This is a genomic window from Streptomyces nitrosporeus, from assembly GCF_008704555.1.
GTDB classification, from domain to species: Bacteria; Actinomycetota; Actinomycetes; order Streptomycetales; family Streptomycetaceae; genus Streptomyces; species Streptomyces nitrosporeus.
Window position 1 is genome coordinate 6,147,816 of record NZ_CP023702.1, and the last position, 21,723, is coordinate 6,169,538.

Here is a 21,723-nt window from a genome sequence, read left to right on the forward strand (position 1 = left end):
TCGAAGCGTTCGTCGGGTGGTCCGGCCAGTCTATGGGGGTCACACACCCCGGCTGACCGAGCTCATGTGGAAATCGGGGACCCGCAGCGCGGGCATCGCGGCCCGGGTGAAGTAGTCGCCCCACTCACGCGGCAGGGTCCGTTCGGTGCGGCCCGCCTCCGTGGCGCGCGACAGCAGTCCGACGGGGGACTCGTTGAACCGGAAGTTGTTCACCTCGCCGACGACCTCGCCGTCCTCCACCAGATAGACGCCGTCCCGGGTCAGCCCGGTCAGCAGCAGCGTCGCCGGATCGACCTCCCGGATGTACCAGAGGCAGGTCAGCAGCAGCGCGCGGCCGGTCGTCGCCGCGACCATCTCCTCCAGCGACCGCTCCCCGCCGCCCTCCAGGACCAGGTTGTCCAGGGCGGGGGAGACCGGCAGGCCCGTCAGCCCGGCGGAGTGCCGGGTCGTGGTCAGCCGCTCCAGCCTGCCGTCGCCGATCCACCGGGTCGGCTCCAGGGGCAGCCCGTTGTCGAAGACGGAGGCGTCGTCGCCGGAGGCGTGGGCGATCACGAACGGGGCCGCCTCCAGCCCCGGCTCGTACGGGTCGCTGCGCAGGGTCAGCGGCAGCCGCGAGAGGTTCTCGCCGAGCCGCGTCCCCCCGCCGGGCCGGGAGAAGACCGTACGGCCCTCGGCGGCGTCCCGGGCCGAGGCCGACCAGTACTGGTAGATCAGCAGGTCCGCCACCGCGGTCGGCGGCAGCAGCGTTTCGTACCGGCCGGCGGGCAGCTCCGTGCGGCGCTCGGCCCAGCCCAGGCGCACGGCCAGCTCCGCGTCCAGGGCCGCCGGGTCCACATCGGTGAAGTCCCGGGTGGCGCGCCCGGCCCATGCGGACCTGGTGCGGTCGGGGGACTTGGCGTTCATCTCCAGCGTGCCGTCGGGCTGGTCGTGGCGGAGCCGCAGGCCCGTCGAGGTACCCAGGTAGGTCGAGGTCAGCTCGTGGCTGGCGAAGCCGTACAGCTCGCGGCCGCCGGACCGGGCACGGGCGAAGGAGTCGCCCAGGGCCAGGGCGAAGGCGGCGAAGACGTCGGATCCGGTCTCGGCCGGGGCGTCGGTGAAACCGGCGGACACCGGGACGCCGGTGACCAGCGGCCGGGCGTCCTCGGCCGGCCCGGCGGCGCGGGCCGCCGCCTCCGCGGCCCGGACGAGGTCCTCCAGGTCCTCGGACGTGACCGCCGAGCGGGAGACCACACCGGAGGCGGTGCCCCGGGCGCCGTCCACGGTGGCGATGACGGTCAGGGTGCGGCCCCGGGTCACCCCGTTGGTGGTGAGCGCGTTGCCGGCCCAGCGCAGATTGGCGGAGGAGTTCTCCTCGGCGATGACCACACAGCCGTCTGCGGTGGACAGTCCGAGCGCCCGCTCGACGATCTCGTGCGGCTTGCTGACGCGGCTCATCGCCCGCCCTCCTGCGACGTGTTGAGGATGTTGACGTCCCGGAAGAGGGCGGACGGGCAGCCGTGGGAGACGGCCGCGACCTGGCCCGGCTGGGCCTTGCCGCAGTTGAACGCCCCGCCGAGCACATAGGTCTGCGGACCGCCGACCTTCTCCATCGAACCCCAGAAGTCCGTGGTCGTGGCCTGGTACGCCACGTCCCGCAGCTGGCCCGCCAGCCGGCCGTTCTCGATGCGGAAGAACCGCTGCCCGGTGAACTGGAAGTTGTACCTCTGCATGTCGATGGACCACGAGCGGTCCCCCACCACGTAGATCCCGCGCTCCACCCCGCCGATCAGGTCCTCCGTGGACAGCCCGCCCGGGTCGGGCCGCAGGGACACGTTCGCCATGCGCTGGACGGGCACATGGCCGGGGGAGTCCGCGTACGCGCACCCGTTGGACCGGCCCAGGCCCGTCAGCTTCGCGATCCGCCGGTCCGTCTGGTAGCCCACCAGCGTGCCGTTCCTGACCAGGTCCCAGGACTGGGCCTCGACGCCCTCGTCGTCGTAACCGACCGTCGCGAGCCCGTGCTCGGCGGTGCGGTCGCCCGTCACGTTCATCACGGAGGAGCCGTACGCCAGCTTGCCCAGCTGGTCGAACGTGGCGAACGACGTGCCCGCGTACGCCGCCTCGTACCCCAGGGCCCGGTCCAGCTCGGTGGCGTGGCCGATCGACTCGTGGATGGTCAGCCACAGGTTGGACGGGTCCACGACCAGGTCGTACGTGCCCGCTTCGACGCTCGGCGCGCGCATCTTCTCGGCCAGCAGCCCGGGGATCCGCTCCAGCTCGGCGTCCCAGTCCCAGCCGGTGCCGGTGAGGTACTCCCAGCCCCGGCCGGCCGGCGGCGCGATGGTGCGCATCGAGTCGAACTCACCGGTCGAGGAGTCCACGGCCACCGCGGTCAGCTGCGGGTGCACCCGCACCCGCTGCTGCGTGGTGACGGTGCCGGCCGTGTCCGCGTAGAACTTGTTCTCGTGGACGGCCGTCAGCGAGGCGTCCACATGGGCCACCCCGTCGGCCGCCAGCAGCCGCGAACTCCACTCGGCGAGCCGCTCCGCCTTCTCCCCGTCCGGTACGGAGAAGGGGTCCACGTCGTACGCCGAGACCCAGGTCCGCTCGCCGTGCACCGGCTCGTCCGCCAGCTCCACCGCCTCGTCGGAGCCCGCCGCCGCGATCACCTTCGCCGACAGCCTGGCCATGGCGACGGCCTGCGAGGCCACCTTCGCCGCCGCGTCCATCGTCAGGTCCACCCCGGAGGCGAACCCCCAGGCGCCACCGTGCACCACCCGGACCGCGTACCCGAGGTCGGTGCTGTCCGAGGACCCGGAGAGCCGGGCGTCCCGCAGCCGCCAGGAGGCGCTGCGCACCCGCTCGAACCGGAAGTCGGCGTGCGCGGCGCCGAGCGCGCGGGCCCGGGCGAGCGCCGCGTCGGCGAGGGCGCGCAAGGGCAGGGCCAGAAAGGACTGATCTACCTCGTGGGCCACGCGGGCCTCCCCTTCTCAGATGGTCCTGGCAGTGAATCATGGAGGGGGCGGCGGCCGGGCGGCTACCGGTTTGCGGGCGGTTCCCCCGCCGGCGCACATGCCGAAGCGGCGTGCCGGAGGGCGGTCCCGGACGCCTCGTACTGTAGGAACCCGACAGTGCCGTGCCGAAGGCGCTGTCAGGGGGCGATTCTCTTTCCACGGCGCGGTACCGATAGGTTTTCGACGTACCAGACCGCCAAGGAAAGGGTGATCCGATGAGCCGCTCGGTTCTCGTCACCGGAGGAAACCGGGGCATCGGCCTCGCCATCGCCCGCGCCTTCGCCGACAACGGCGACAAGGTCGCGATCACCTACCGCTCCGGCGAGCCTCCGCGGGAGCTCACCGAGGCGGGCTGCCTGGCGGTCCGGTGCGACATCACCGACACCGAGCAGGTGGAGCAGGCCTACAAGGAGATCGAGGAGAAGCACGGTCCCGTCGAGGTGCTGGTGGCCAACGCCGGTATCACCAAGGACCAGTTGCTGATGCGGATGTCCGAGGACGACTTCACGTCCGTCGTCGAGACCAACCTCACCGGCACCTTCCGCGTCGTCAAGCGCGCCAACCGCGCGATGCTGCGCGCGAAGAAGGGCCGGGTCGTCCTGATCTCCTCCGTCGTCGGCCTGCTGGGGTCGGCCGGACAGGCCAACTACGCGGCCTCCAAGGCGGGTCTGGTCGGCTTCGCCCGGTCGCTGGCCCGTGAGCTGGGCTCGCGGAACATCACGTTCAACGTCGTCGCGCCCGGGTTCGTCGACACCGACATGACCCAGGTGCTCACCGACGAGCAGCGCAAGGGCATCGTGGCGCAGGTGCCGCTCGGCCGCTACGCGCAGCCCGCCGAGATCGCCGCCGCGGTGCGCTTCCTGGCGTCCGACGACGCGTCGTACATCACTGGAGCCGTCATTCCCGTTGACGGCGGATTGGGCATGGGTCACTGATCACCATGAGCGGAATTCTCGACGGCAAGCGCATCCTCGTCACGGGGGTGCTGACGGAGGCGTCCATCGCCTTCCACACCGCGAAGGTGGCCCAGGAACAGGGCGCCGAGGTCATCCTCACCGCCTTCCCCCGGCCGACGCTCACCGAGCGCATCGCCAAGAAGCTGCCCAAGCCGGCCAAGGTCATCGAGCTGGACGTCACCGACACCGGGCACCTGGACCGGCTGGCCGGTCTCGTCAAGGACGAACTCGGTTCGCTGGACGGCGTCGTGCACTCCATCGGCTTCGCTCCGCAGGACGCGCTGGGCGGCAACTTCCTGAACGCGCCGTTCGAGTCGGTCGCCACGGCGATGCACGTCTCGGCGTTCTCGCTGAAGTCCCTCGCCATGGCCTGCAAGCCGCTGATGACCAACGGCGGCTCGATCGTCGGACTCACCTTCGACGCGCAGTTCGCCTGGCCGCAGTACGACTGGATGGGCCCGGCCAAGGCCGCGCTGGAGGCCACCTCCCGCTACCTCGCCCGCGACCTGGGCGGGGACGACATCCGCTGCAACCTGATCTCGGCGGGCCCCCTCGGTTCCATGGCCGCCAAGTCCATCCCCGGCTTCACCGACCTCGCGGACGTGTGGAACCACCGCTCGCCGCTGGAGTGGGACATGGGCGACCCCGAGCCGGCCGGCCGCGGCATCGTCGCGCTGCTCTCGGACTTCTTCCCGAAGACGACGGGCGAGATCATCCACGTCGACGGCGGCGTGCACATGATGGGCGCCTGACCCCCGCCCGGACCCCACGACGGCCGCGTACCGCTCCCCACCGGGCGGTACGCGGCCGTCGCGCGTCCCGGGCGGGGCGCCGGCCGTGTCCGGTGTACGGCGCCCCGGCCGTGTCCGGTGTACGGGGCCCCGCCGTGTCCCGGGTCGAAAAGATGGCCCCGCCCCCGCAGAATGTGGAGGAACCGGACTTCCGGTCAGGCTGTGGGGAGGAGGACGCCGTGCGCTCCACACGTCGCCGAACCCGGGCCCTGACGGCCACCGCGGCCGTCGTCGCCGCCCTGCTCGCCCCGGTGGCCGTCAGCGCGGCGAACCGGGCGGGGGAGGGCGCCGCGGCTCCCGCGGCCCCGTCCCCCGAACCCGCGGGCGCCGAGTGCCGTACGGCCGTCGAAGGGTCCGAGGTCGTCGCCTACTGCCACAACCCCTACCCCACGACGGACCTGGTCCAGCTCCACACCGAGTGCGTCCGCTGGTGGGACGTCGACGCCGACGGCGAGGCGGCCGTCGTGCAGCCGGGCCGGACCGTGCGGCTGGAGGGCCGGTGCTGGAAGGAGGTCGGCGCGGCCTGGGTGAGCCACCGGGTGTCCTGAGGTCCTTCCCGCCGCGTCCGGCGAGCGGCTCAGGCGCGTTCGCGCAGGCAGTTCATCGCGTGGCTCGCCGCCTCCGCGGCCGCCGTCTCCGCGTCGCCCGCCCGGATCGCCTCCACGAGCCGGCCGTGGTCCATGTACACCTCGGGGCGCAGGTCCGTGCCCACGTCACCGCGCAGGTAGTCGCGGAGCAGGTCGTTCAGGTCGGCGTACAGCTCGGTCAGCACGTCGTTGTGGGCGGCGGCGACCACGGCCAGGTGCAGGGTCGCGTCGGCGGCGACGAAGGCCTCGGCGTCCCCGGCGCTCCAGGTCTCCTCGCGCCGGGCCATCAGCGTGTCCAGCTGCCGCATGTCCCGGTCGGTGCGGCGCAGGGCCGCCAGCCGGGCCGCGGAGGACTCCAGGGTGGAGCGCAGTTCGGCGATGTGCCGCGGATCGGCGTCCGCGAACCTGCGGTGCATCACCCCGGCCAGCTCGCTGGTGGCGACGACATAGGTGCCGGAGCCCTGGCGGATGTCCAGCAGTCCGTTGTGCGCCAGGGCGCGCACGGCCTCGCGCACCGTGTTCCGGGCGACCCCCAGCTGCTCGACCAGCTCGGGTTCGGTCGGGATCCGCGAGCCCACGGGCCACTCGCCCGCGGTGATCTGGTTCCTCAGCTGGGCAATCACCTGGTCGGCGAGAGCCGAACGCCGTGGAGACGTCAGCGCCATGGTGCTCCTTGCTCGTGCTCCGGGGAGAGCGGTCCGGAGTCGGTGGTCCGGAAGGGCTTCGGAAAGGACCGGTCCGGGAGGTGCGGGCCCGTCGGATCCGTGCCCCGATTCTCGCAGGAGGAGAAGCGGAGTGGACACCCAATCATCCCATGATTCTATGATGGGCCCATGCGCCCTGACGAACCCCCGGTCCTGAGCCCCGCCGCCCCCGCCCGGGACGGGACCCCCGCCGGTCCCTCGCCCTGGATCCCGCGGCTGGTCACCGTCGGTCTCGTCCTGGCCGCGCTCAACCTCCGGCCCGCCATCACCAGCCTCGGCCCCCTCCTGGAGGAGGTGCGGGACGGACTGCACATGAGCGGCAGCATCGCGGGGGTCCTCACCTCCGTGCCGCCGCTCTGCTTCGCGCTCTTCGGCTTCATGGCGCCGCGGCTCGCCCGGCGGTTCGGCCCCGGCGCCGTCGTCTGCGCGGGCATGGCCGCCATCGCGGCGGGCCTGCTGCTGAGGCCGTACGCCGGGAGCACCGCCGGGTTCCTGGCCGCCAGCGCGCTCGCCCTGATGGGCATCGCCGTCAGCAACGTCCTGATGCCCGTCATCGTCAAGCGCTGGTTCCCCGACCGGGTCGGCAGCATGACCGGGCTCTACTCCATGGCGCTGGCCCTGGGCACTGCCGTCGCCGCCGCCCTCACCGTGCCCATGACCCGGGCACTGGGCGGCGGCTGGCAGACCGGCCTGGCCGTCTGGGCGGTACCGGCCGTCGCGGCCGTGCTGCCCTGGCTCGTCCTCGTACGGGACCGGAACGGCTCGCCCGCGCCCGCCGGGCAGGAGCGCGGGCCCGTGGCCCAGGAGCCCCCGCTGCGCCTGGCCCGCAGCCGCACGTCCTGGGCGCTCGCCTGCTTCTTCGGGCTCCAGGCCACCGCCGCCTACATCACCATGGGCTGGATGCCGCAGATCTTCCGGGACGCCGGCCTCTCCGCCGGCACCGCCGGCATCCTGCTCGCCGTGATCATGGCCATGGGCGTGCCCCTGGCCTTCGTCATCCCGCGGGTCGCCACCCGGCTGCGCACCCAGGGCCCGATCGTCCTGGTCCTCGGCGGCTGCGGTCTGCTCGGCTACGCGGGCCTCTACCTGGCACCGGTGGGCGGCGCCTGGGTCTGGGCGCTGCTGCTCGGGGTCTCCAACTGCGCCTTCCCGCTGGCCCTCACCATGATCGGGATGCGCTCCCGCACCGGCGCCGGAGTGGTCAGGCTCTCGGCCTTCGCCCAGTCCACCGGCTACCTGATCTCCATCCCCGGCCCGATGCTCGTCGGCGCGCTGTACGAGTACAGCGGCGGCTGGGGGCTGCCGCTCGCGCTGATGGCCGCCCTGCTGGTGCCGCAGACGATCGCCGGGGTGCTCGCGGGGCGGGACCGGACGATCGAGGACGAGGCCGGGATGCGAGACTGAGCCCATGCCAGTCCTCGACCCACATCCCCAGAACGGCCAGAAGAAGCTCCTCCTCGTGCTCGGGACGATGCTTCTCATCTCGGTGGTCATCGGTGTGATCGCCACGATCGCCTCCCCCTGACCCCCGGGGCCCGCCCCGCGGGGGATGGTGGGGCCAGCCCCACCATCCCCTAGGGGGCCAGGTTCAGGGTCGAGTGGGTGGGCTGCCGGATGGGCCCGCCACCGGCCGTTCCGTAGGTTCTCCGGTATCGGAACCGAGGACCTGGAGGCGGACATGCCGGCCCCTACGCACACCCGGACGCCCCGCACCGCCCCAAAGGACGCTGCCGAGGTCCGGCTGCCGTGGTGGGCCGTCGCACTCCCGGCGCTCGCCTTCGCCGCCCTCCTGATGCTGATCGCGGGGCCCGGCCAGGCCCACGCCGCGGCCGGTGACCCGGCCCTCGGACGGCTGCTCGGCATGATCATGGAGCTGTTCTGGGCCTGAGGCCGCGCCGGTGCGGTGCGCACCGCCGTCATCCGTACCGGGCGAGCACCTCAACACCCTGCGCCCGGACAGGGTTTTCATGCGAAGCTGAGGTGCATGAGCGCCGAAACACCTCGCAGGATCGTTCTTCTCAGGCATGCGAAGGCGGAGTGGTCGCAGCAGTCCGACCACGAGCGGCCGCTGGCCGAACGAGGGCGCAAGGACGCCCCCGTCGCAGGCCGCCGGCTCGCCGACTCCGGAATCGCCTTCGGCCTGGCTCTGTGCTCGACCGCCGCCAGGACCCGCGAGACCTGGAAACTGGCGGTCCACGAATTCCCCCGGCGTCCCAGGACCGTCTACGAGGAGCGGCTGTACGAAGCCTCCGTGGGCGAGCTGATCGCCCTGTTCAACGAGGTCTCCGACGACATCCGCGACCTGCTCGTCATCGGCCACAACCCCGGCGTGCACGGTGTGGCGGACACACTCGCGGGCCGTGCCGAGGGCGACGCGCTGACCCGGATGACCAGGGACGGCTTCTCCACCGCCGCCTACGCGGTGGTCGAGTTCCCCGGCACCTGGAAGAGCCTGGAGCCGGGCGTGGGCAAGCTGGCGGAGTACTGGACGCCGAACGGCTGAGCGGCCGGGCGGAACACGGCGGAGGCCCCGGACGACGCAGGACGTCCGGGGCCTTCGCCGTACCGCCTGGCCGCCGTACCGCCTGGCCGTCGGCGCGGGTGGTACGGGCGGGGGTCAGCCGACGAGGCCGTCGGCCGCCTCGACCTCCTCGCGGGTGATGCCCAGCAGATACAGCACGGTGTCCAGGAAGGGGACGTTGACCGCCGTGTGCGCGGCCCGGCGGACGACCGGCTTGGCGTTGAACGCGACACCCAGCCCCGCGGTGTTCAGCATGTCCAGGTCGTTCGCACCGTCACCGATCGCCACCGTCTGCGCCAGCGGCACCCCCGCCTGCTCGGCGAAGCTCCGCAGCAGCCGCGCCTTGCCCGCACGGTCCACCACGTCCCCCACGACCCGGCCGGTCAGTCTGCCGTCGACGATCTCCAGCGTGTTGGCGGAGGCGAAGTCCAGCCCGAGGCGCTCCTTGAGGTCGTCGGTGACCTGGGTGAAACCGCCCGAGACCACACCCACCTGGTAACCCAGGCGCTTGAGGGTGCGGATCAGGGTGCGCGCGCCCGGGGTCAGCCGGACCTCGGCCCTGACCTTGTCCACCACCGACGCGTCGAGACCCGCCAGCAGCGCCACCCGCGCGTGCAGCGACTGCTCGAAGTCCAGCTCGCCGCGCATCGCCTGCTCGGTCACCTCGGCGACCTTGTCCTCGCACCCGGCGTGGGCCGCGAACAGCTCGATGACCTCGTCCTGGATGAGCGTGGAGTCCACGTCCATCACGACCAGCCGCTGCGCCCGGCGGCTCAGCCCGGCCGAGACGACGGCGATGTCGACGCCGATCCCGGCGGCCTCCGTCGCCAGGGCCGTCCGCAGCTCCTCGGTCCCCGTACCCGAGACGGCGAACTCCACAGCCGTCACCGGGTACTTCGCCAGCCGGAAGACACGGTCGATGTTGCCGCCGGTCGCGGTGATCCTGGCCGCTATGGCCGCCGTGGACCGGGCGGTCAGCGGGTTCCCCAGAACCGTCACATGGGAGCGGCCGTCGCCGCGCGGACGGTTGTCGCCCGTGCCCGAGATGATCTCCGCCTGGAGCTTCAGCGAATCCGCCCAGCTGTGGACGGTCGCCCGGAGGTCGCCCTCGGTGGCGCCCCCGGCCGCCGGGGCGGTGACCAAGGCGCAGAGCACTATCCGGCCGCGGGTGACGACCTGCTCGATGTCGACCACGTCGACCGAGTAGGCGGCGAGGGTGTCGAAGAGACCGGCGGTGATGCCCGGCCGGTCCTTCCCGAAGATCTTGACGAGAAGCGTGGGCGTACCCGTGTCCTCACCGGACTCGGGGGGCTGGGGAGACCGGGGGGACAGAGGGGGCTGGGATGCGCTCATGGTGGCTCCCACCGTATAGGGCCCGCCCCGGCGGCCTTCAAGCCGTCCCGAGTGGCGGACAGCGGCGGCGCCCCGCCGGGGAGCCCTCGGGAGCCGCTCCCGGAGCCGGCCGTGGCCGCCCTCCGGCGGGGGCGTGGCGGGGCGGGGACGCGGATGGCCCGTTGCCGACCCATTCCTCCCGAGTCGGCCGGCGGGGTGCCGGGCCCGCCCGCCGTCTTCGCACCGCCCGGCTTCCCGTCGGGCCACCGGCCCTGGAATAGTTCGCCCCGATGTGAAGCATCCCTAGGCCCCCTGCGACGGGGGCGACACGGGGGACGACTAGTGGGGCGCGGAGTGCCGGAACTCGTACTGGAATTGAACGGAAGGACCTGGACGCTCGATCCGTCCAGGTCGTACACCCTCGGGCGCGATCCGCAGGGCGATCTGACGCTCGACGACGCCCGGGTGTCGTGGCGGCATGCCACGATCAGCTGGAACGGGCGGAGCTGGTCCGTCGAGGACCACGGGAGCACCAACGGCACCTATGTGCAGGGGCAGCGGGTCCAGCAGGCGGAGATCGGCCCCGGCTCCGCGGTCAACCTGGGCAACGCCACCGACGGACCGCGGCTGGACTTCACCGCCGGCGCGGGCGCCGGGGGGTACGGCGGGCAGCCGGCGGCCGCGCAGCCGCAGCAGGGCGCGCCCGTCCGGTCCGCCCCGTCGCCGCAGCAGGCCGCCCCGCAGCACCAGCCGCAGGCCGCCCCGCAGCAACCGCAGCAGTATCAGCCGCCGCAGCAGGCCGCCCCGCAGCAGTACCAGCCGCAGCAGGCCGCTCCTCAGCCGCAGCAGTACCAGCAGGCCGCCGCCCAGCAGCAGGCCCCCTACGCCCCCGTCCCCCCGCAGCAGCAGATCCCGCACCAGCAGGGTCCCGCCGGGCATCCGCCCGGGGCGGGCGGCCCCGGCGGCGCGGCGGGGGCGCCCGTCTACGGCGACCGCAGCCCGACCACCTTCTACCAGCTGGATCTCGGCCGGGTCATGCGGATCGGCCGCGCCCTGGAGAACGAGCTGGTCGTCTCCGATCTCCAGGTCTCCCGGCTGCACGCCGAGTTCCGGGCGACGCCCGACGGCCGCTTCGAGATCCGCGACCTGGGATCGCACAACGGCACGTACGTCAACGGCCTGCCGCTCAGCAAGTCCGGCTCCGCGCTCATCGGGCCCCACGACATCGTCGGTGTCGGTCACTCGACCTTCCGTCTGGTCGGGGACCGGCTGGAAGAGTTCGTCGACACCGGTGAGGTCTCCTTCTCCGCCCGCCACCTCACGGTGACGGTCGACGGCGGCAAGGACATCCTCAAGGACGTCTCCTTCGGTGTCCCGGAGAAGTCCCTGATCGCGGTCATCGGTCCCTCGGGATCCGGCAAGTCCACCCTGCTCAAGGCGCTCACCGGTTACCGGCCCGCCAACCAGGGCGACGTCCTCTACGACAACCGGAACCTGTACAAGCAGTTCGCCGAGCTGCGGCAGCGCATCGGGCTGGTCCCGCAGGACGACATCCTGCACAAGGAACTCACGGTCAGCAAAGCCCTCCGCTACGCGGCCAAGCTCCGCTTCCCCGCGGACACCACCGACACCGAGCGCACCGCCCGTATCCACGAGGTCCTCGCCGAGCTCAAGCTGGACATCCACAAGGACAAGAAGGTCACCTCGCTCTCCGGTGGCCAGCGCAAGCGCGTCTCAGTGGCGCTGGAGCTGCTCACCAAGCCCTCGCTGATCTTCCTGGACGAGCCGACCTCCGGCCTCGACCCGGGCATGGACCGCGACGTCATGCAGCTGCTGCGGGGACTGGCCGACGACGGACGTACGGTCCTGGTCGTCACGCACTCCGTGGCCGAGCTGGCCATCTGCGACAAACTGCTGGTGATGGCGCCCGGCGGGTCCGTCGCCTACTTCGGGCCGCCCGAGGAAGCCCTGAACTTCTTCGGGTACACCAGCTGGGCCGACGTCTTCTCGGCCTTCGAGAACTACCGCGACTACGACTGGGCGGGCCGCTGGCGCGGCTCGCAGCACTACCAGATGTACGCGGCGGACATCGACGCCGTCGCCGCGCAGCCCGTGCACATGCCCCCGCCGCAGCGGATCCGCCCGCCGAAGCCGCAGGGCTGGACGGCGCAGCTGTTCACGCTGATGCGCCGCTACCTCTCGGTGATCGCCTCCGACAAGGGCTTCCTCGCCCTGATGGTGATCCTGCCCGCGGTGCTCGGCGTGGTCAGCGTGGTCATCCCCGCCGAGTTCGGCCTCGCCGCGCCCGATGTGCCCGGCAAGCGCTTCAACGCCAAGGCCGGGACGATCATGCTGATCATCGCGGTCGGTATGTGCTTCGCCGCCGCGGCCAACTCCGTACGAGAACTGATCAAGGAACGGGTGATCTACGAGCGGGAACGGGCCACCGGCCTGTCACGTTCCGCGTATCTGACGTCCAAGGTGATCGTCCTCGGGATCATCACGGCCTTCCAGGGCGTGATCCTCTGCGGCATCGGCTTCTCCACCCGGCAGCTTCCGGAAGAGGGGCTGTTCATGCCCCCGGCCGCGGAGATCTGCCTGTCGATCATCGTGCTCGGGTTCACCTCGATGATGTTCGGCCTGATGATCTCGGCCCTGGTGAAGACCGCCGAGAAGACCATGCCGCTGCTCGTCATGTTCGCGATCGTCCAGGTCGTCTTCACCGGGGTGCTCTTCCAGGTCTACGGTTCACCCGGCCTGGAGCAGTTCGCCTGGCTGATGCCGTCGCGCTGGGCGATGGCCGCGGCCGGCACCACCCTGGACCTGGCCCACCTGATGCCGCCGTGGGACCCGGAGAACCCGGCCGACCTGGACCCGCTCTGGGAGCACTCGGCGACCCAGTGGGGCATCGACATCGGGGTGCTCCTCCTTATGGGCGTCGTCCTCTTCGCCGTCGTCTCGCGGCTGCTGCGCCGCCACGAGCCCGAGGTGATGCGCAAGTAGCGCACCCGTGCGGCCGGGCCGGAACACGGCCGCGGAAACGCCCGAGGGCGGCACCCCGTGGGGTGCCGCCCTTCGGCATGTGTCCGCGCGGCCGGACGGTCCGCCCGGCGCGCCGGTCATACCCGGCCCTGCTCGGTGCGTGGCTCAGTAGGCGCTGTCGACGTTGTCGATCGAGCCGTACTTGTCCGCGGCGTAGTTGGCGGCGGCGGTGATGTTGGCGACCGGGTCGTACTGGTCGTGCTTGGTGCCGTCGACGTGGTAGTAGTCGAAGGTCGGCTTGATGACCTGCAGCAGGCCCTTGGACGGGATGCCGTTGATGGCGTTGATGTCCCAGTCGTTGATGGCGCGCGGGTTACCGCTGGACTCGCGCATGATGTTGCGGTGCAGGCCCTCGTAGGTGCCCGGGATGTTCTTCTCGTCCATGATGTGGAGGGCCTCGCGGATCCAGCCGTCCAGGTTGTTCGCGTAGAGCGGCTTGCGGTCGGCCGCACGGCTCGGCTTCTCGGCCGAGCGCTTCTGGGTGTCGGCCTTGGCCTTCGCGGCGGCCTCGCTCCTGGCCTCGGCGACGGCCTTGGCCTTCGCCTCGGCCTTCTCGGCCGCTTCCTTCTTCTCGGCGGCGGCCTTCGCCTTGGCGGCGTCGGCTGCCTTCACCAGCTGCTCCGCGGTGGAGTGCTGCTCGATGACACTGGCCTGGACGGCGTCGGTCTGCGCCTTGCCGGCGATCGCGACCGGAGTACCGGACACGGCCTGCGACCCGGTGGTCGCCGACGCGTCGTCGGGGGCCAGGGAGAAAGCGAGAGCGGCGGCGGCCAGGGTGGAAACACCCGCGACGGAGAGCTTCTGCGCCTTGTTCAGGCGACGGTTACGGCTGGTGATGCGGGAGACAGACATACAGTCGTACCTCTTCGAATAGCAGGGGTCCTCGGCGAGGACGCGGACGGAAGCGCCGAGGCGCATCTCCGTCGGGGACGCTTGCAATTCTTAGCGAGCGCAAAACTGCCTGGCAAAGGTGTGACGTACGAAGCTCCTTAGTGGAAGGTCTGGCCGTTAAGGCCCTTCTGTCCGTTTTAGTTCCTGCCGTATTGACCGTTTTGGTGCAACTATCCGACTTCGTAAGTGACGTGGATCCTATGCCTGGGCTCACATGGGGCACCCCTCGGCCTCACCTTTAGTTGCTTGTGCGATGCGCACGGTGAGCGATATCGGCGTGTCGGAGACCCCGGGCCCTCCGGTGCGGACCGGGCGCGGCCGGACCGGGGGCCTAGGGCCCGCGCCCCATGCCGCACCCGCCCCGGGGCCGATCCCGGGGGCCGGGGGCGCCGGTACGGTGAGCGCATGAGTCATCGCCCGCCGTCGGGTCTCGCCGCGGTCAGCGCCGCACTGCTCGCCATGAACCGGCAGCTGGAGATGAGGGACGTCCTCAAGACGATCGTCGCCTCCGCGCGCGAGCTGCTGGACGCCGAGTACGCGGCCCTGGGCGTCCCGGACGACCACGGGGGCTTCGCCCAGTTCGTGGTGGACGGTGTCAGCGACGAACAGTGGAAGGCCATCGGGCCGCTGCCGCGCCAGCACGGCATCCTCGCCGCGATGCTCCACGAGGCCCGGCCGCAGCGGCTGGCCGACGTCCGCGAGGACCCCCGGTTCGAGGGGTGGCCCTCCGCCCACCCCGACATGTCCGACTTCCTCGGCCTGCCCGTCCAGGACGGCGACGAGACCATCGCCGCCCTCTTCCTCGCCAACAAACGCTGCCCCAGACCGGCCGGCGGCTGCGGCTTCACCCAGGCCGACGAGGAACTGCTGGGGATCCTCGCCCAGCACGCGGCGATCGCCCTCACCAACGCCCGGCTGTACGAACGCAGCCGCGAGCTCACCATCGCCGAGGAACGCTCACGGCTCGCCCACGAGCTGCACGACGCCGTCAGCCAGAAACTCTTCTCCCTCCGGCTCACCGCGCAGGCCGCCGCCGCCCTCGTCGACCGCGACCCCGCCCGCGCCAAGGGCGAACTCCAGCAGGTCGCCGTACTGGCGGCCGAGGCAGCGGACGAACTGCGCGCCGCGGTGACCGAACTGCGCCCCACCGCCCTGGACGAGGACGGGCTGACCGCCACCCTGCGCACCCAGGTCCAGGTCCTGGACCGGGCCCACAGCGCCCGGGTCACCTTCGGGACCCACGGGGTCAGAGCACTGCCCGCCGCCCAGGAGGAAGCGCTGCTCCGGGTCGCCCAGGAAGCCCTGCACAACGCCCTGCGCCACTCGGGAGCCGCACACGTCCAGGTCCGCCTCGGCCGGCACGGCCCGGCCACGGTGCTGCGGATCACCGACGACGGCAGCGGCTTCGACACCGACGCGGTCCGCAGCGAGGGCCGTCACCTGGGCCTCGTCTCGATGCGGCACCGGGCCGACAGCGTCGGCGGCGAACTCACCGTCGTATCGGAGCCCGGCAAGGGCACCACGGTCCGGATGGAGGTCCCCGGTGGCTGACAAGACCATCAAGGTTCTGCTGGTCGACGACCACCAGGTGGTACGGCGCGGCCTCCGTACCTTCCTGGAGGTACAGGACGACATAGAGGTGGTGGGGGAGGCGTCCGACGGCGCCGGAGGCGTCGCCGAGGCGGAGGCGCTGCGGCCCGACGTGATCCTGATGGACGTCAAGATGCCGGGCACCGACGGCATCGAGGCCCTGCGGCGGCTGCGTGAGCTGGACCACCCCGCCCGGGTCCTGGTCGTCACCAGCTTCACCGAGCAGCGCACCGTCGTCCCCGCCCTCCGCGCGGGCGCGTCCGGTTACGTGTACAAGGACATCGACCCGGACGCGCTCGCCGGCGCGATCCGCTCCGTCCACGCCGGCCACGTCCTGCTGCAGCCCGAGGTCGCCGGGGCGCTCCTGGCCCAGGAGGACACCGGCGGCGGGACCGGACGCGGAAGCACCCTGACCGAGCGGGAACGGGAGGTGCTGGGGCTGATCGCCGACGGCCGGTCCAACCGTGAGATCGCCAGGGCACTGGTCCTGTCGGAGAAGACGGTCAAGACCCACGTCTCGAACATCCTGATGAAACTGGACCTCTCGGACCGGACCCAGGCGGCACTCTGGGCGGTACGCCACGGGGCGGCGGGCTGAGCGCACCGCGGAGGGGGCCTCCGGCTCGTGGCACCTGGGCCCGTGTCGTCCGGCCCGTGGTGCCCGGTTCAGGGCGTCCGGGCACGTGGTGCCCGGCCTCTTCCTGTCCGGCCTCCGCAGGGCCCTGGCCCCGCGTCCCTCCCCGAGGGCGGCGGCTCCCTCCCCGAGGGCGGCGGTTCCCGCCCCGCCGCCCTCGCGCTCCGCAGTTCTAGCAACCGGGCTGCCCTCACGCCCCCGCCGCTCTCACACCCCGGCCGCCCTCACCGGCTCCGCTCCTCCACATACGCGTTGTACGCCGCGACCTGCGCCCGCCGCGCCACCCGCTCCACCGGCCGCAGAGCCTCGCTCCGGGCCGCGATCTCCGACGAGCTCACCGCGCCCCCGTGCCCGGCCCCCTCGGCCACCGAAACCAGCAGCCCCACCCGCTGGGCCAGCTCCAGCACCCGTACCGCCCGGGGCGGATAACCCGGCGCCAGCACCTCGCGCCCCCGCTCCGCCCGAGCCCGGTACGCCTCCACGGCGGCCTGGGCCACCGGCCCGGAACCGGCCACGTCCAGCCGCGACAGCACCGCCGTCGCGTCCCGCAGTGCCTCCGCGAGCTCCCGCTCCGCCTCGCCCAGCGACGGCACGTCCGCGGGCGGCGCCTCCCGCACCGGCAGGCAGTGCCACACCACCTCGACGTGCACATCCCCGGCCGGGCCCGCCTCAGTCACCTCCGGCACCAGCCCGTACGCGGCCCCGGAGACCACCACCGCCTCCCCGGCCTCCAGGGCCCGCGCGTTGAAATCCGGCGGGCCGCTGAGCCCCAGCGGGTGGCCGGACACCGGCAGCGCGACCCGGAAGCCCGTCGCGCCGAGCCGTCTCAGCCGCCCCAGGGCCAGCGTCAGCCCGACCGGACCGGTCTCGCCGGCCAGTCCCCCGACACGGTGAACCGCGTCCGGTCCGACGATCGCGTGCGCCGCGTCGTCCGGCGGGACGAGTCCGGCGAGAAGCGCGTTTCCCCATGCGGCGAGCCGCCCTGAGCGTGGTTCCGAAAGCATGGGGACAGCCTAAGGACTGATCCGCGATCCCCGGCGGTCGCAGGGGACGGACCCCGGACGGCGGCCCCCGAGCCGGACCTCCGCACCGGAGCACTCCGCGAGTGGCGTAGGTTTTCCCTGGGAGCCGTGCCCGCCGGCACGCGACGATCTCGACACTGCATGGGGAGACAACGCGCCATGAGCGATGTACTGGAGCTGGTGGACGTATCCGTGGTCCGCGACGGACGGGCTCTGGTGGACGACGTCTCCTGGTCGGTCAAGGAGGGGGAGCGCTGGGCCATCCTCGGCCCGAACGGCGCCGGCAAGACGACCCTGCTGAACATCGCTTCCAGCTACCTCTTCCCGAGCAAGGGCACCGCCGAGGTCCTCGGCGAGCGGCTCGGCGGCGTCGGCACCGACGTGTTCGAGCTCCGCCCCCGCATCGGCATCGCGAGCATCGCGCTGGCCGAGAAGCTCCCCCGGCGCCAGACCGTCCTGCAGACGGTGCTCACCGCCGCCTACGGCATGACCGCCACCTGGCACGAGAACTACGAGGCCGTCGACGAGGAGCGCGCCCGCGCCTTCCTCGACCGGCTCGGCATGACCGAATACCTCGACCGCAAGTTCGGCACCCTCTCCGAGGGCGAGCGCAAGCGCACCCTGATCGCCCGCGCCATGATGACCGACCCCGAACTCCTCCTCCTCGACGAGCCCGCCGCCGGGCTCGACCTCGGCGGCCGCGAGGACCTGGTCCGCCGGCTCGGCCGGCTCGCCCGCGACCCGTACGCCCCCTCCATGATCATGGTGACCCACCACGTCGAGGAGATCCCGCCCGGCTTCACCCACGTCCTGATGATCCGCCAGGGCAAGGTGCTGGCCGCCGGACCCATGGAGACCGAGCTGACCTCCCGCAACCTCTCCCTCTGCTTCGGCCTCCCGCTCATCGTCGAGCACCTCGGCGACCGCTACACCGCGCGCGGACTGCCCCTCGGCAAGTAGGAGTTCACCACCCGGCTCCCCGGCGCCCTGTCGGGGAGGGCCCCGCGGTCCTACGATGACGGGGTGGACATCGACGCGTGGGTGTGGTGGCTGATCGGCGCGGTGGGACTGGGCATCCCCCTCGTGCTGACCGCGATGCCCGAATTCGGAATGTTCGCCGTCGGAGCGGTGGCCGCGGCCGTCGTCGCCGCACTCGGCGGAGGCATCGTCGCCCAAGTCCTGGTGTTCGTCGTGGTGTCGGTGGCGCTGATCGCCGTCGTACGCCCCCTCGCCGCCAGGCAGCGCAAGGGACAACCGGTGCACACCAGCGGCATCGACGCACTGAAAGGCCGTCAGGCCGTCGTCCTGGAACGGGTCGACGGCAGCGGCGGCCGCATCAAGCTGGCCGGGGAGGTCTGGTCCGCACGCTCCTACGACGGCGACCAGAGCTACGAACCCGGGCAGCAGGTCGACGTCGTGGAGATCGACGGCGCGACAGCCGTCGTCATGTGAGCGAACCGGTCACACGGCAGGCCGCAGTCTGCCAGACTCGAAGTCGATCATCATGACAATGCGACCGCGACCACCGGCCCCCCGGCGGCCGTCACCGCGACCGCCATGACAACGACCCCGACCACCGCGATCCGCCGGCTACCGAAGGGCACGAGCACACGATGCAACCGATCATCATCGTCCTGATCATTCTGGTGGTGCTCGTCTTCATCGCCCTGATCAAGACGATCCAGGTCATCCCGCAGGCCAGTGCCGCCATCGTGGAGCGGTTCGGCCGCTACACGCGCACCCTCAACGCCGGGCTGAACATCGTCGTCCCGTTCATCGACTCGATCCGCAACCGGATCGACCTCCGCGAACAGGTCGTCCCCTTCCCGCCGCAGCCGGTGATCACCCAGGACAACCTCGTCGTCAACATCGACACCGTCATCTACTACCAGGTGACCGACGCCCGCGCGGCGACGTACGAAGTCGCCAGCTACATCCAGGCGATCGAGCAGCTCACCGTCACCACCCTGCGCAACATCATCGGCGGCATGGACCTCGAACGGACCCTGACCTCGCGCGAGGAGATCAACGCGGCACTGCGCGGTGTCCTCGACGAAGCCACCGGCAAGTGGGGCATCCGCGTCAACCGCGTCGAACTCAAGGCCATCGAACCGCCCACCTCCATCCAGGACTCGATGGAGAAGCAGATGCGCGCCGACCGTGACAAGCGCGCCGCGATCCTCACCGCCGAGGGCATCAGGCAGTCCGCGATCCTCACCGCCGAGGGCGAGAAGCAGTCCGCGATCCTGCGCGCCGAAGGTGAGGCCAAGGCATCGGCCCTGCGCGCCGAAGGCGAGGCCCAGGCCATCCGTACGGTCTTCGAGTCCATCCACGCCGGTGACCCGGACCAGAAGCTCCTCTCCTACCAGTACCTCCAGATGCTCCCGAAGATCGCCGAGGGCGACGCCAACAAGCTCTGGATCGTCCCCAGCGAGATCGGCGACGCGCTCAAGGGCCTCAGCGGGGCGTTCGGCAACCTCGGCAGCGGCGCCCCCGGCTTCAACACCGGGGCCGAACGCCGCGAGCAGCCCCCCGTCGACTGACCCGTCCCCCCTTCGTGCATGATCGGTGAGGCCCCCCGACCTTGATGGCGGGGAGGCGTCACTGACCACCGAAGGGGATGGCCTTGTCCATCTGGGAAATTCTCGCCGTCTTCGCGGCCGGGGTCGGAGCCGGCACGATCAACACCATCGTCGGCTCCGGCACGCTGATCACCTTCCCCGTACTCCTCGCGACCGGCCTGCCACCGGTCACCGCGACCGTCTCCAACGCCCTCGGTCTGATCCCCGGATCGATCAGCGGGGCCATCGGCTACCGCGCGGAACTCGCCGGGCAGCGCCGCCGGATCATCAGACTCGGCGTCGGCGCGCTGATCGGCGGCTTCACGGGAGCCACCCTCCTGCTGGCCCTGCCCTCGACCGCCTTCGAGACGATCGTCCCCGTACTGGTGGCGCTCGCCCTGGTCCTCGTCATCCTCCAGCCCCGGATCAGCAAGGCCGTCCAGCGGCGCCGCGAGCACACCGGCACCCCGGCCCGTACCGACGGCGGGCCCCTGCTGTTCGTGGGGCTGATGCTCGCCAGCGTGTACGGCGGCTACTTCACCGCCGCCCAGGGGATCATCTACCTCTCCCTGATGGGCATGCTGCTCGACGACACGATGCAGCGCCTCAACGCCGTGAAGAACGTCCTCGCGGCCGTCGTCAACAGCATCGCCGCCCTCTTCTTCCTCTTCGTCGCCGACTTCGACTGGACCGCCGTCCTGCTCATCGCCGTGGGCTCCGCGATCGGCGGCCAGATAGGCGCCAAGGTCGGCCGGCGCCTCAGCCCGCGCGTGCTGCGCGCGATCATCGTCGTGGTCGGCACCGCGGCCATCGTCCAACTCCTGCTGCGCTGACCGGACAAGCACACGGGGCCCGTTCCTCCCGCGGGCGGGAGGAACGGGCCCCGTGGCGCCACGCGGGCTACGCGGCCGCGTCACCCGCCGGCGCCGGCCACCGGAACGGCGAGGACCGGACACCAGCACCCATCGCGAGCAGCATGGCGTCCGCCGGCGACGGTACGAACGGCTGCCGCAGCAACGGCATCCCCGCCTCCTCCGGAGTCCGGGCCGCCTTGCGGTGGTTGTCCTCGGCGCAGGAGGCCACGGTGTTCAGCCAGGTGTCCTGCCCGCCCTGGGCGCGCGGCACCACATGGTCGACGGTGCTCGCCCGCCGCCCGCAGTACGCGCACCGGTGCTGGTCGCGTACGAGCACCCCCCTCCTGGACCAGGGGGCGTGTCTTCGGAACGGCACGCGGACGTACCTGCAGAGCCTGATGACCCGCGGTACCGGGATGTCGATCGCGGCACCACGCATGCGGAGCCCGGGGTGCGCCTGCTCGACCACGGCCTTGTCCTGCAGGACCAGGACCACCGCACGGTTCAGTGTCACCGTCGACAGCGGTTCGAAGCTCGCGTTGAGTACCAGTGTGTCGCGCATCCCGTCCACCTCCCGTGTGCCGCCCGCCACGCGGCAGGCCCGGAACAACTCTGGCCGGGAGCGCCGTGAGGGACAACGCAATAAAAAGTGCCCTGCCCTGATCTCTCCAGGACCAGGGCAGGGCAAACAACGGGTGAACCATCAGCTCACGGGAGCGGCGTACTCACCGATCAACTGGGCGCGGCCCAGAGTGTGGAAGCGGAGGTTGAAACCGACCGCGGCGGGCGACGCGTCGCTGTCCGGACCGAGCTTCCCGGTGTCCACCGCGTACACGGTGAAGACGTAGCGGTGCCTCTCGCCGGGCGGGGGAGCGGCACCCCCGAAGTCCTTGGAGCCGTAGTCGTTACGCGCGTGCACGGCGCCCGGGGGCAGCCCCTCGAAGCCGCCGCCGCCCGCTCCGGCCGGCAACTCGGTGACGGAGGCGGGAATGTCGAAGAGCACCCAGTGCCAGAATCCGCTGCCCGTGGGGGCGTCGGGGTCGAAGCACGTCACGGCGAAACTCTTCGTCTCCGCGGGGAAGCCCTCCCACCGCAACTGCGGGGAGGTGTTCCCCGCGGCCTGCACCTGGGCCTCGCCCAGCACACCGCCCGGCGCGAGGTCCTCGCTCACCACGGTGAACGAAGGCACCTCGGGATGGAAGTCGTGCGGCAGCGGTGCCCTGTTCGGCTCGGTCACATCAGCAC

At 71.7% G+C, this 21,723-nt stretch carries 22 protein-coding genes; 14 read left to right on the forward strand and 8 right to left on the reverse strand.

Annotation, left to right across the window (positions count from 1 at the left end):
* Window positions 1-39: 39 nt before the first annotated feature.
* Together CP967_RS27165 and CP967_RS27170 are read right to left on the reverse strand one after the other, a co-directional pair.
* Window positions 40-1,434 (reverse strand): metallopeptidase TldD-related protein, encoded by a 1,395-nt coding sequence (locus CP967_RS27165; protein ID WP_150490488.1) that lies wholly within the window; start codon window positions 1,432-1,434, stop codon window positions 40-42.
* Complete coding sequence (locus tag CP967_RS27170; RefSeq protein ID WP_150490489.1) at window positions 1,431-2,954, reverse strand: TldD/PmbA family protein; 1,524 nt, start codon at window positions 2,952-2,954, stop codon at window positions 1,431-1,433. Before CP967_RS27170 ends, CP967_RS27165 begins: the two co-directional genes overlap by 4 nt.
* Window positions 2,955-3,208: 254 nt before the next feature.
* Here CP967_RS27170 and fabG point away from each other — a divergent pair, with 254 nt between their 5' ends.
* The 3 genes from fabG (at window position 3,209) to CP967_RS27185 (ending at window position 5,288) form a co-directional block, all read left to right on the forward strand.
* A complete protein-coding gene (fabG, locus tag CP967_RS27175; protein WP_150490490.1) occupies window positions 3,209-3,928 on the forward strand; it encodes a 3-oxoacyl-[acyl-carrier-protein] reductase in 720 nt (239 codons plus the stop codon).
* A 5-nt stretch (window positions 3,929-3,933) separates the two neighbouring features.
* Complete coding sequence (gene fabI, locus CP967_RS27180; protein WP_150490491.1) at window positions 3,934-4,701, forward strand: enoyl-ACP reductase FabI; 768 nt, start codon at window positions 3,934-3,936, stop codon at window positions 4,699-4,701.
* 218 nt (window positions 4,702-4,919) lie between these two features.
* The gene (locus CP967_RS27185) at window positions 4,920-5,288 is read left to right on the forward strand and encodes a hypothetical protein (protein ID WP_150490492.1); all 369 of its coding nucleotides are present in this window, start codon (window positions 4,920-4,922) and stop codon (window positions 5,286-5,288) included.
* Between the two features lie 29 nt (window positions 5,289-5,317).
* Here CP967_RS27185 and CP967_RS27190 read toward each other — a convergent pair whose 3' ends face one another.
* Entirely contained in the window at window positions 5,318-5,992 is a 675-nt protein-coding gene (locus CP967_RS27190; RefSeq protein ID WP_150490493.1) for a FadR/GntR family transcriptional regulator, read from the reverse strand.
* A 168-nt stretch (window positions 5,993-6,160) separates the two neighbouring features.
* On the opposite strand from CP967_RS27190, the gene CP967_RS27195 reads away from it, so the two are divergent.
* From CP967_RS27195 to CP967_RS27205, 4 genes are all read left to right on the forward strand, one after another.
* Entirely contained in the window at window positions 6,161-7,435 is a 1,275-nt protein-coding gene (locus CP967_RS27195) for a CynX/NimT family MFS transporter (protein ID WP_150490494.1), read from the forward strand.
* A 4-nt stretch (window positions 7,436-7,439) separates the two neighbouring features.
* The gene (locus CP967_RS35155; protein WP_268253071.1) at window positions 7,440-7,556 is read left to right on the forward strand and encodes an SGM_5486 family transporter-associated protein; all 117 of its coding nucleotides are present in this window, start codon (window positions 7,440-7,442) and stop codon (window positions 7,554-7,556) included.
* A 153-nt stretch (window positions 7,557-7,709) separates the two neighbouring features.
* Window positions 7,710-7,919, forward strand: coding sequence for a hypothetical protein (locus CP967_RS27200; protein ID WP_150490495.1), 210 nt, complete (start codon window positions 7,710-7,712; stop codon window positions 7,917-7,919).
* A gap of 96 nt (window positions 7,920-8,015) precedes the next feature.
* Window positions 8,016-8,534 (forward strand): SixA phosphatase family protein, encoded by a 519-nt coding sequence (locus tag CP967_RS27205; protein ID WP_150490496.1) that lies wholly within the window; start codon window positions 8,016-8,018, stop codon window positions 8,532-8,534.
* Window positions 8,535-8,648: 114 nt separating this feature from the next.
* On the opposite strand, the gene serB is transcribed toward CP967_RS27205, so the two are convergent.
* Window positions 8,649-9,905, reverse strand: coding sequence for a phosphoserine phosphatase SerB (gene serB / locus CP967_RS27210; protein WP_150490497.1), 1,257 nt, complete (start codon window positions 9,903-9,905; stop codon window positions 8,649-8,651).
* 321 nt (window positions 9,906-10,226) lie between these two features.
* On the opposite strand from serB, the gene CP967_RS27215 reads away from it, so the two are divergent.
* Complete coding sequence (locus CP967_RS27215; RefSeq protein ID WP_150490498.1) at window positions 10,227-12,887, forward strand: ABC transporter ATP-binding protein/permease; 2,661 nt, start codon at window positions 10,227-10,229, stop codon at window positions 12,885-12,887.
* Window positions 12,888-13,031: 144 nt separating this feature from the next.
* On the opposite strand, the gene CP967_RS27220 is transcribed toward CP967_RS27215, so the two are convergent.
* A complete protein-coding gene (locus CP967_RS27220) occupies window positions 13,032-13,778 on the reverse strand; it encodes a transglycosylase SLT domain-containing protein (RefSeq protein ID WP_167535447.1) in 747 nt (248 codons plus the stop codon).
* 444 nt (window positions 13,779-14,222) lie between these two features.
* Between CP967_RS27220 and CP967_RS27225 the strand changes: the two genes are divergently transcribed.
* A complete protein-coding gene (locus CP967_RS27225; protein WP_150490500.1) occupies window positions 14,223-15,368 on the forward strand; it encodes a GAF domain-containing sensor histidine kinase in 1,146 nt (381 codons plus the stop codon).
* Window positions 15,361-16,005, forward strand: coding sequence for a response regulator (locus tag CP967_RS27230; protein WP_150490501.1), 645 nt, complete (start codon window positions 15,361-15,363; stop codon window positions 16,003-16,005). Before CP967_RS27225 ends, CP967_RS27230 begins: the two co-directional genes overlap by 8 nt.
* A gap of 260 nt (window positions 16,006-16,265) precedes the next feature.
* Here CP967_RS27230 and CP967_RS27235 read toward each other — a convergent pair whose 3' ends face one another.
* Window positions 16,266-17,045 carry a hypothetical protein gene (locus CP967_RS27235; RefSeq protein ID WP_150490502.1) on the reverse strand — a complete coding sequence of 260 codons (780 nt, stop codon included), beginning with the start codon at window positions 17,043-17,045 and terminating at the stop codon, window positions 16,266-16,268.
* A 177-nt stretch (window positions 17,046-17,222) separates the two neighbouring features.
* Between CP967_RS27235 and CP967_RS27240 the strand changes: the two genes are divergently transcribed.
* The 4 genes from CP967_RS27240 to CP967_RS27255 all read left to right on the forward strand — a co-directional run bounded on the left by CP967_RS27240 (window position 17,223) and on the right by CP967_RS27255 (window position 20,457).
* Window positions 17,223-18,023: an ABC transporter ATP-binding protein gene (locus CP967_RS27240; RefSeq protein ID WP_150490503.1), complete on the forward strand. Its 801-nt coding sequence runs from the start codon at window positions 17,223-17,225 to the stop codon at window positions 18,021-18,023.
* Window positions 18,024-18,086: 63 nt separating this feature from the next.
* Window positions 18,087-18,515 carry an NfeD family protein gene (locus tag CP967_RS27245; protein ID WP_150490504.1) on the forward strand — a complete coding sequence of 143 codons (429 nt, stop codon included), beginning with the start codon at window positions 18,087-18,089 and terminating at the stop codon, window positions 18,513-18,515.
* Between the two features lie 161 nt (window positions 18,516-18,676).
* On the forward strand, window positions 18,677-19,606 hold the full coding sequence (locus CP967_RS27250) for an SPFH domain-containing protein (RefSeq protein WP_150490505.1): 930 nt from the start codon (window positions 18,677-18,679) through the stop codon (window positions 19,604-19,606).
* A 77-nt stretch (window positions 19,607-19,683) separates the two neighbouring features.
* Window positions 19,684-20,457: a sulfite exporter TauE/SafE family protein gene (locus tag CP967_RS27255; RefSeq protein ID WP_190175482.1), complete on the forward strand. Its 774-nt coding sequence runs from the start codon at window positions 19,684-19,686 to the stop codon at window positions 20,455-20,457.
* Between the two features lie 67 nt (window positions 20,458-20,524).
* Here CP967_RS27255 and CP967_RS27260 read toward each other — a convergent pair whose 3' ends face one another.
* Together CP967_RS27260 and CP967_RS27265 are read right to left on the reverse strand one after the other, a co-directional pair.
* Window positions 20,525-21,040 (reverse strand): HNH endonuclease, encoded by a 516-nt coding sequence (locus tag CP967_RS27260; RefSeq protein WP_150490507.1) that lies wholly within the window; start codon window positions 21,038-21,040, stop codon window positions 20,525-20,527.
* Window positions 21,041-21,181: 141 nt separating this feature from the next.
* A complete protein-coding gene (locus tag CP967_RS27265; protein ID WP_150490508.1) occupies window positions 21,182-21,715 on the reverse strand; it encodes a YbhB/YbcL family Raf kinase inhibitor-like protein in 534 nt (177 codons plus the stop codon).
* Window positions 21,716-21,723: the final 8 nt, after the last annotated feature.

Coding starts and splice junctions, on each gene's coding strand:
- CP967_RS27205 (WP_150490496.1), top strand. CDS start 8,016: ATGAGCGCCGAAACACCTCGCAGGATCGTTCTTCTCAGGCATGCGAAG.
- CP967_RS27195 (WP_150490494.1), top strand. CDS start 6,161: ATGCGCCCTGACGAACCCCCGGTCCTGAGCCCCGCCGCCCCCGCCCGG.
- CP967_RS35155 (WP_268253071.1), top strand. CDS start 7,440: ATGCCAGTCCTCGACCCACATCCCCAGAACGGCCAGAAGAAGCTCCTC.
- serB (WP_150490497.1), bottom strand. CDS start 9,905: ATGAGCGCATCCCAGCCCCCTCTGTCCCCCCGGTCTCCCCAGCCCCCC.
- fabG (WP_150490490.1), top strand. CDS start 3,209: ATGAGCCGCTCGGTTCTCGTCACCGGAGGAAACCGGGGCATCGGCCTC.
- CP967_RS27165 (WP_150490488.1), bottom strand. CDS start 1,434: ATGAGCCGCGTCAGCAAGCCGCACGAGATCGTCGAGCGGGCGCTCGGA.
- CP967_RS27240 (WP_150490503.1), top strand. CDS start 17,223: ATGAGCGATGTACTGGAGCTGGTGGACGTATCCGTGGTCCGCGACGGA.
- fabI (WP_150490491.1), top strand. CDS start 3,934: ATGAGCGGAATTCTCGACGGCAAGCGCATCCTCGTCACGGGGGTGCTG.
- CP967_RS27190 (WP_150490493.1), bottom strand. CDS start 5,992: ATGGCGCTGACGTCTCCACGGCGTTCGGCTCTCGCCGACCAGGTGATT.
- CP967_RS27225 (WP_150490500.1), top strand. CDS start 14,223: ATGAGTCATCGCCCGCCGTCGGGTCTCGCCGCGGTCAGCGCCGCACTG.
- CP967_RS27235 (WP_150490502.1), bottom strand. CDS start 17,045: ATGCTTTCGGAACCACGCTCAGGGCGGCTCGCCGCATGGGGAAACGCG.
- CP967_RS27220 (WP_167535447.1), bottom strand. CDS start 13,778: ATGTCTGTCTCCCGCATCACCAGCCGTAACCGTCGCCTGAACAAGGCG.
- CP967_RS27250 (WP_150490505.1), top strand. CDS start 18,677: ATGCAACCGATCATCATCGTCCTGATCATTCTGGTGGTGCTCGTCTTC.
- CP967_RS27255 (WP_190175482.1), top strand. CDS start 19,684: ATGGCCTTGTCCATCTGGGAAATTCTCGCCGTCTTCGCGGCCGGGGTC.
- CP967_RS27260 (WP_150490507.1), bottom strand. CDS start 21,040: ATGCGCGACACACTGGTACTCAACGCGAGCTTCGAACCGCTGTCGACG.
- CP967_RS27200 (WP_150490495.1), top strand. CDS start 7,710: ATGCCGGCCCCTACGCACACCCGGACGCCCCGCACCGCCCCAAAGGAC.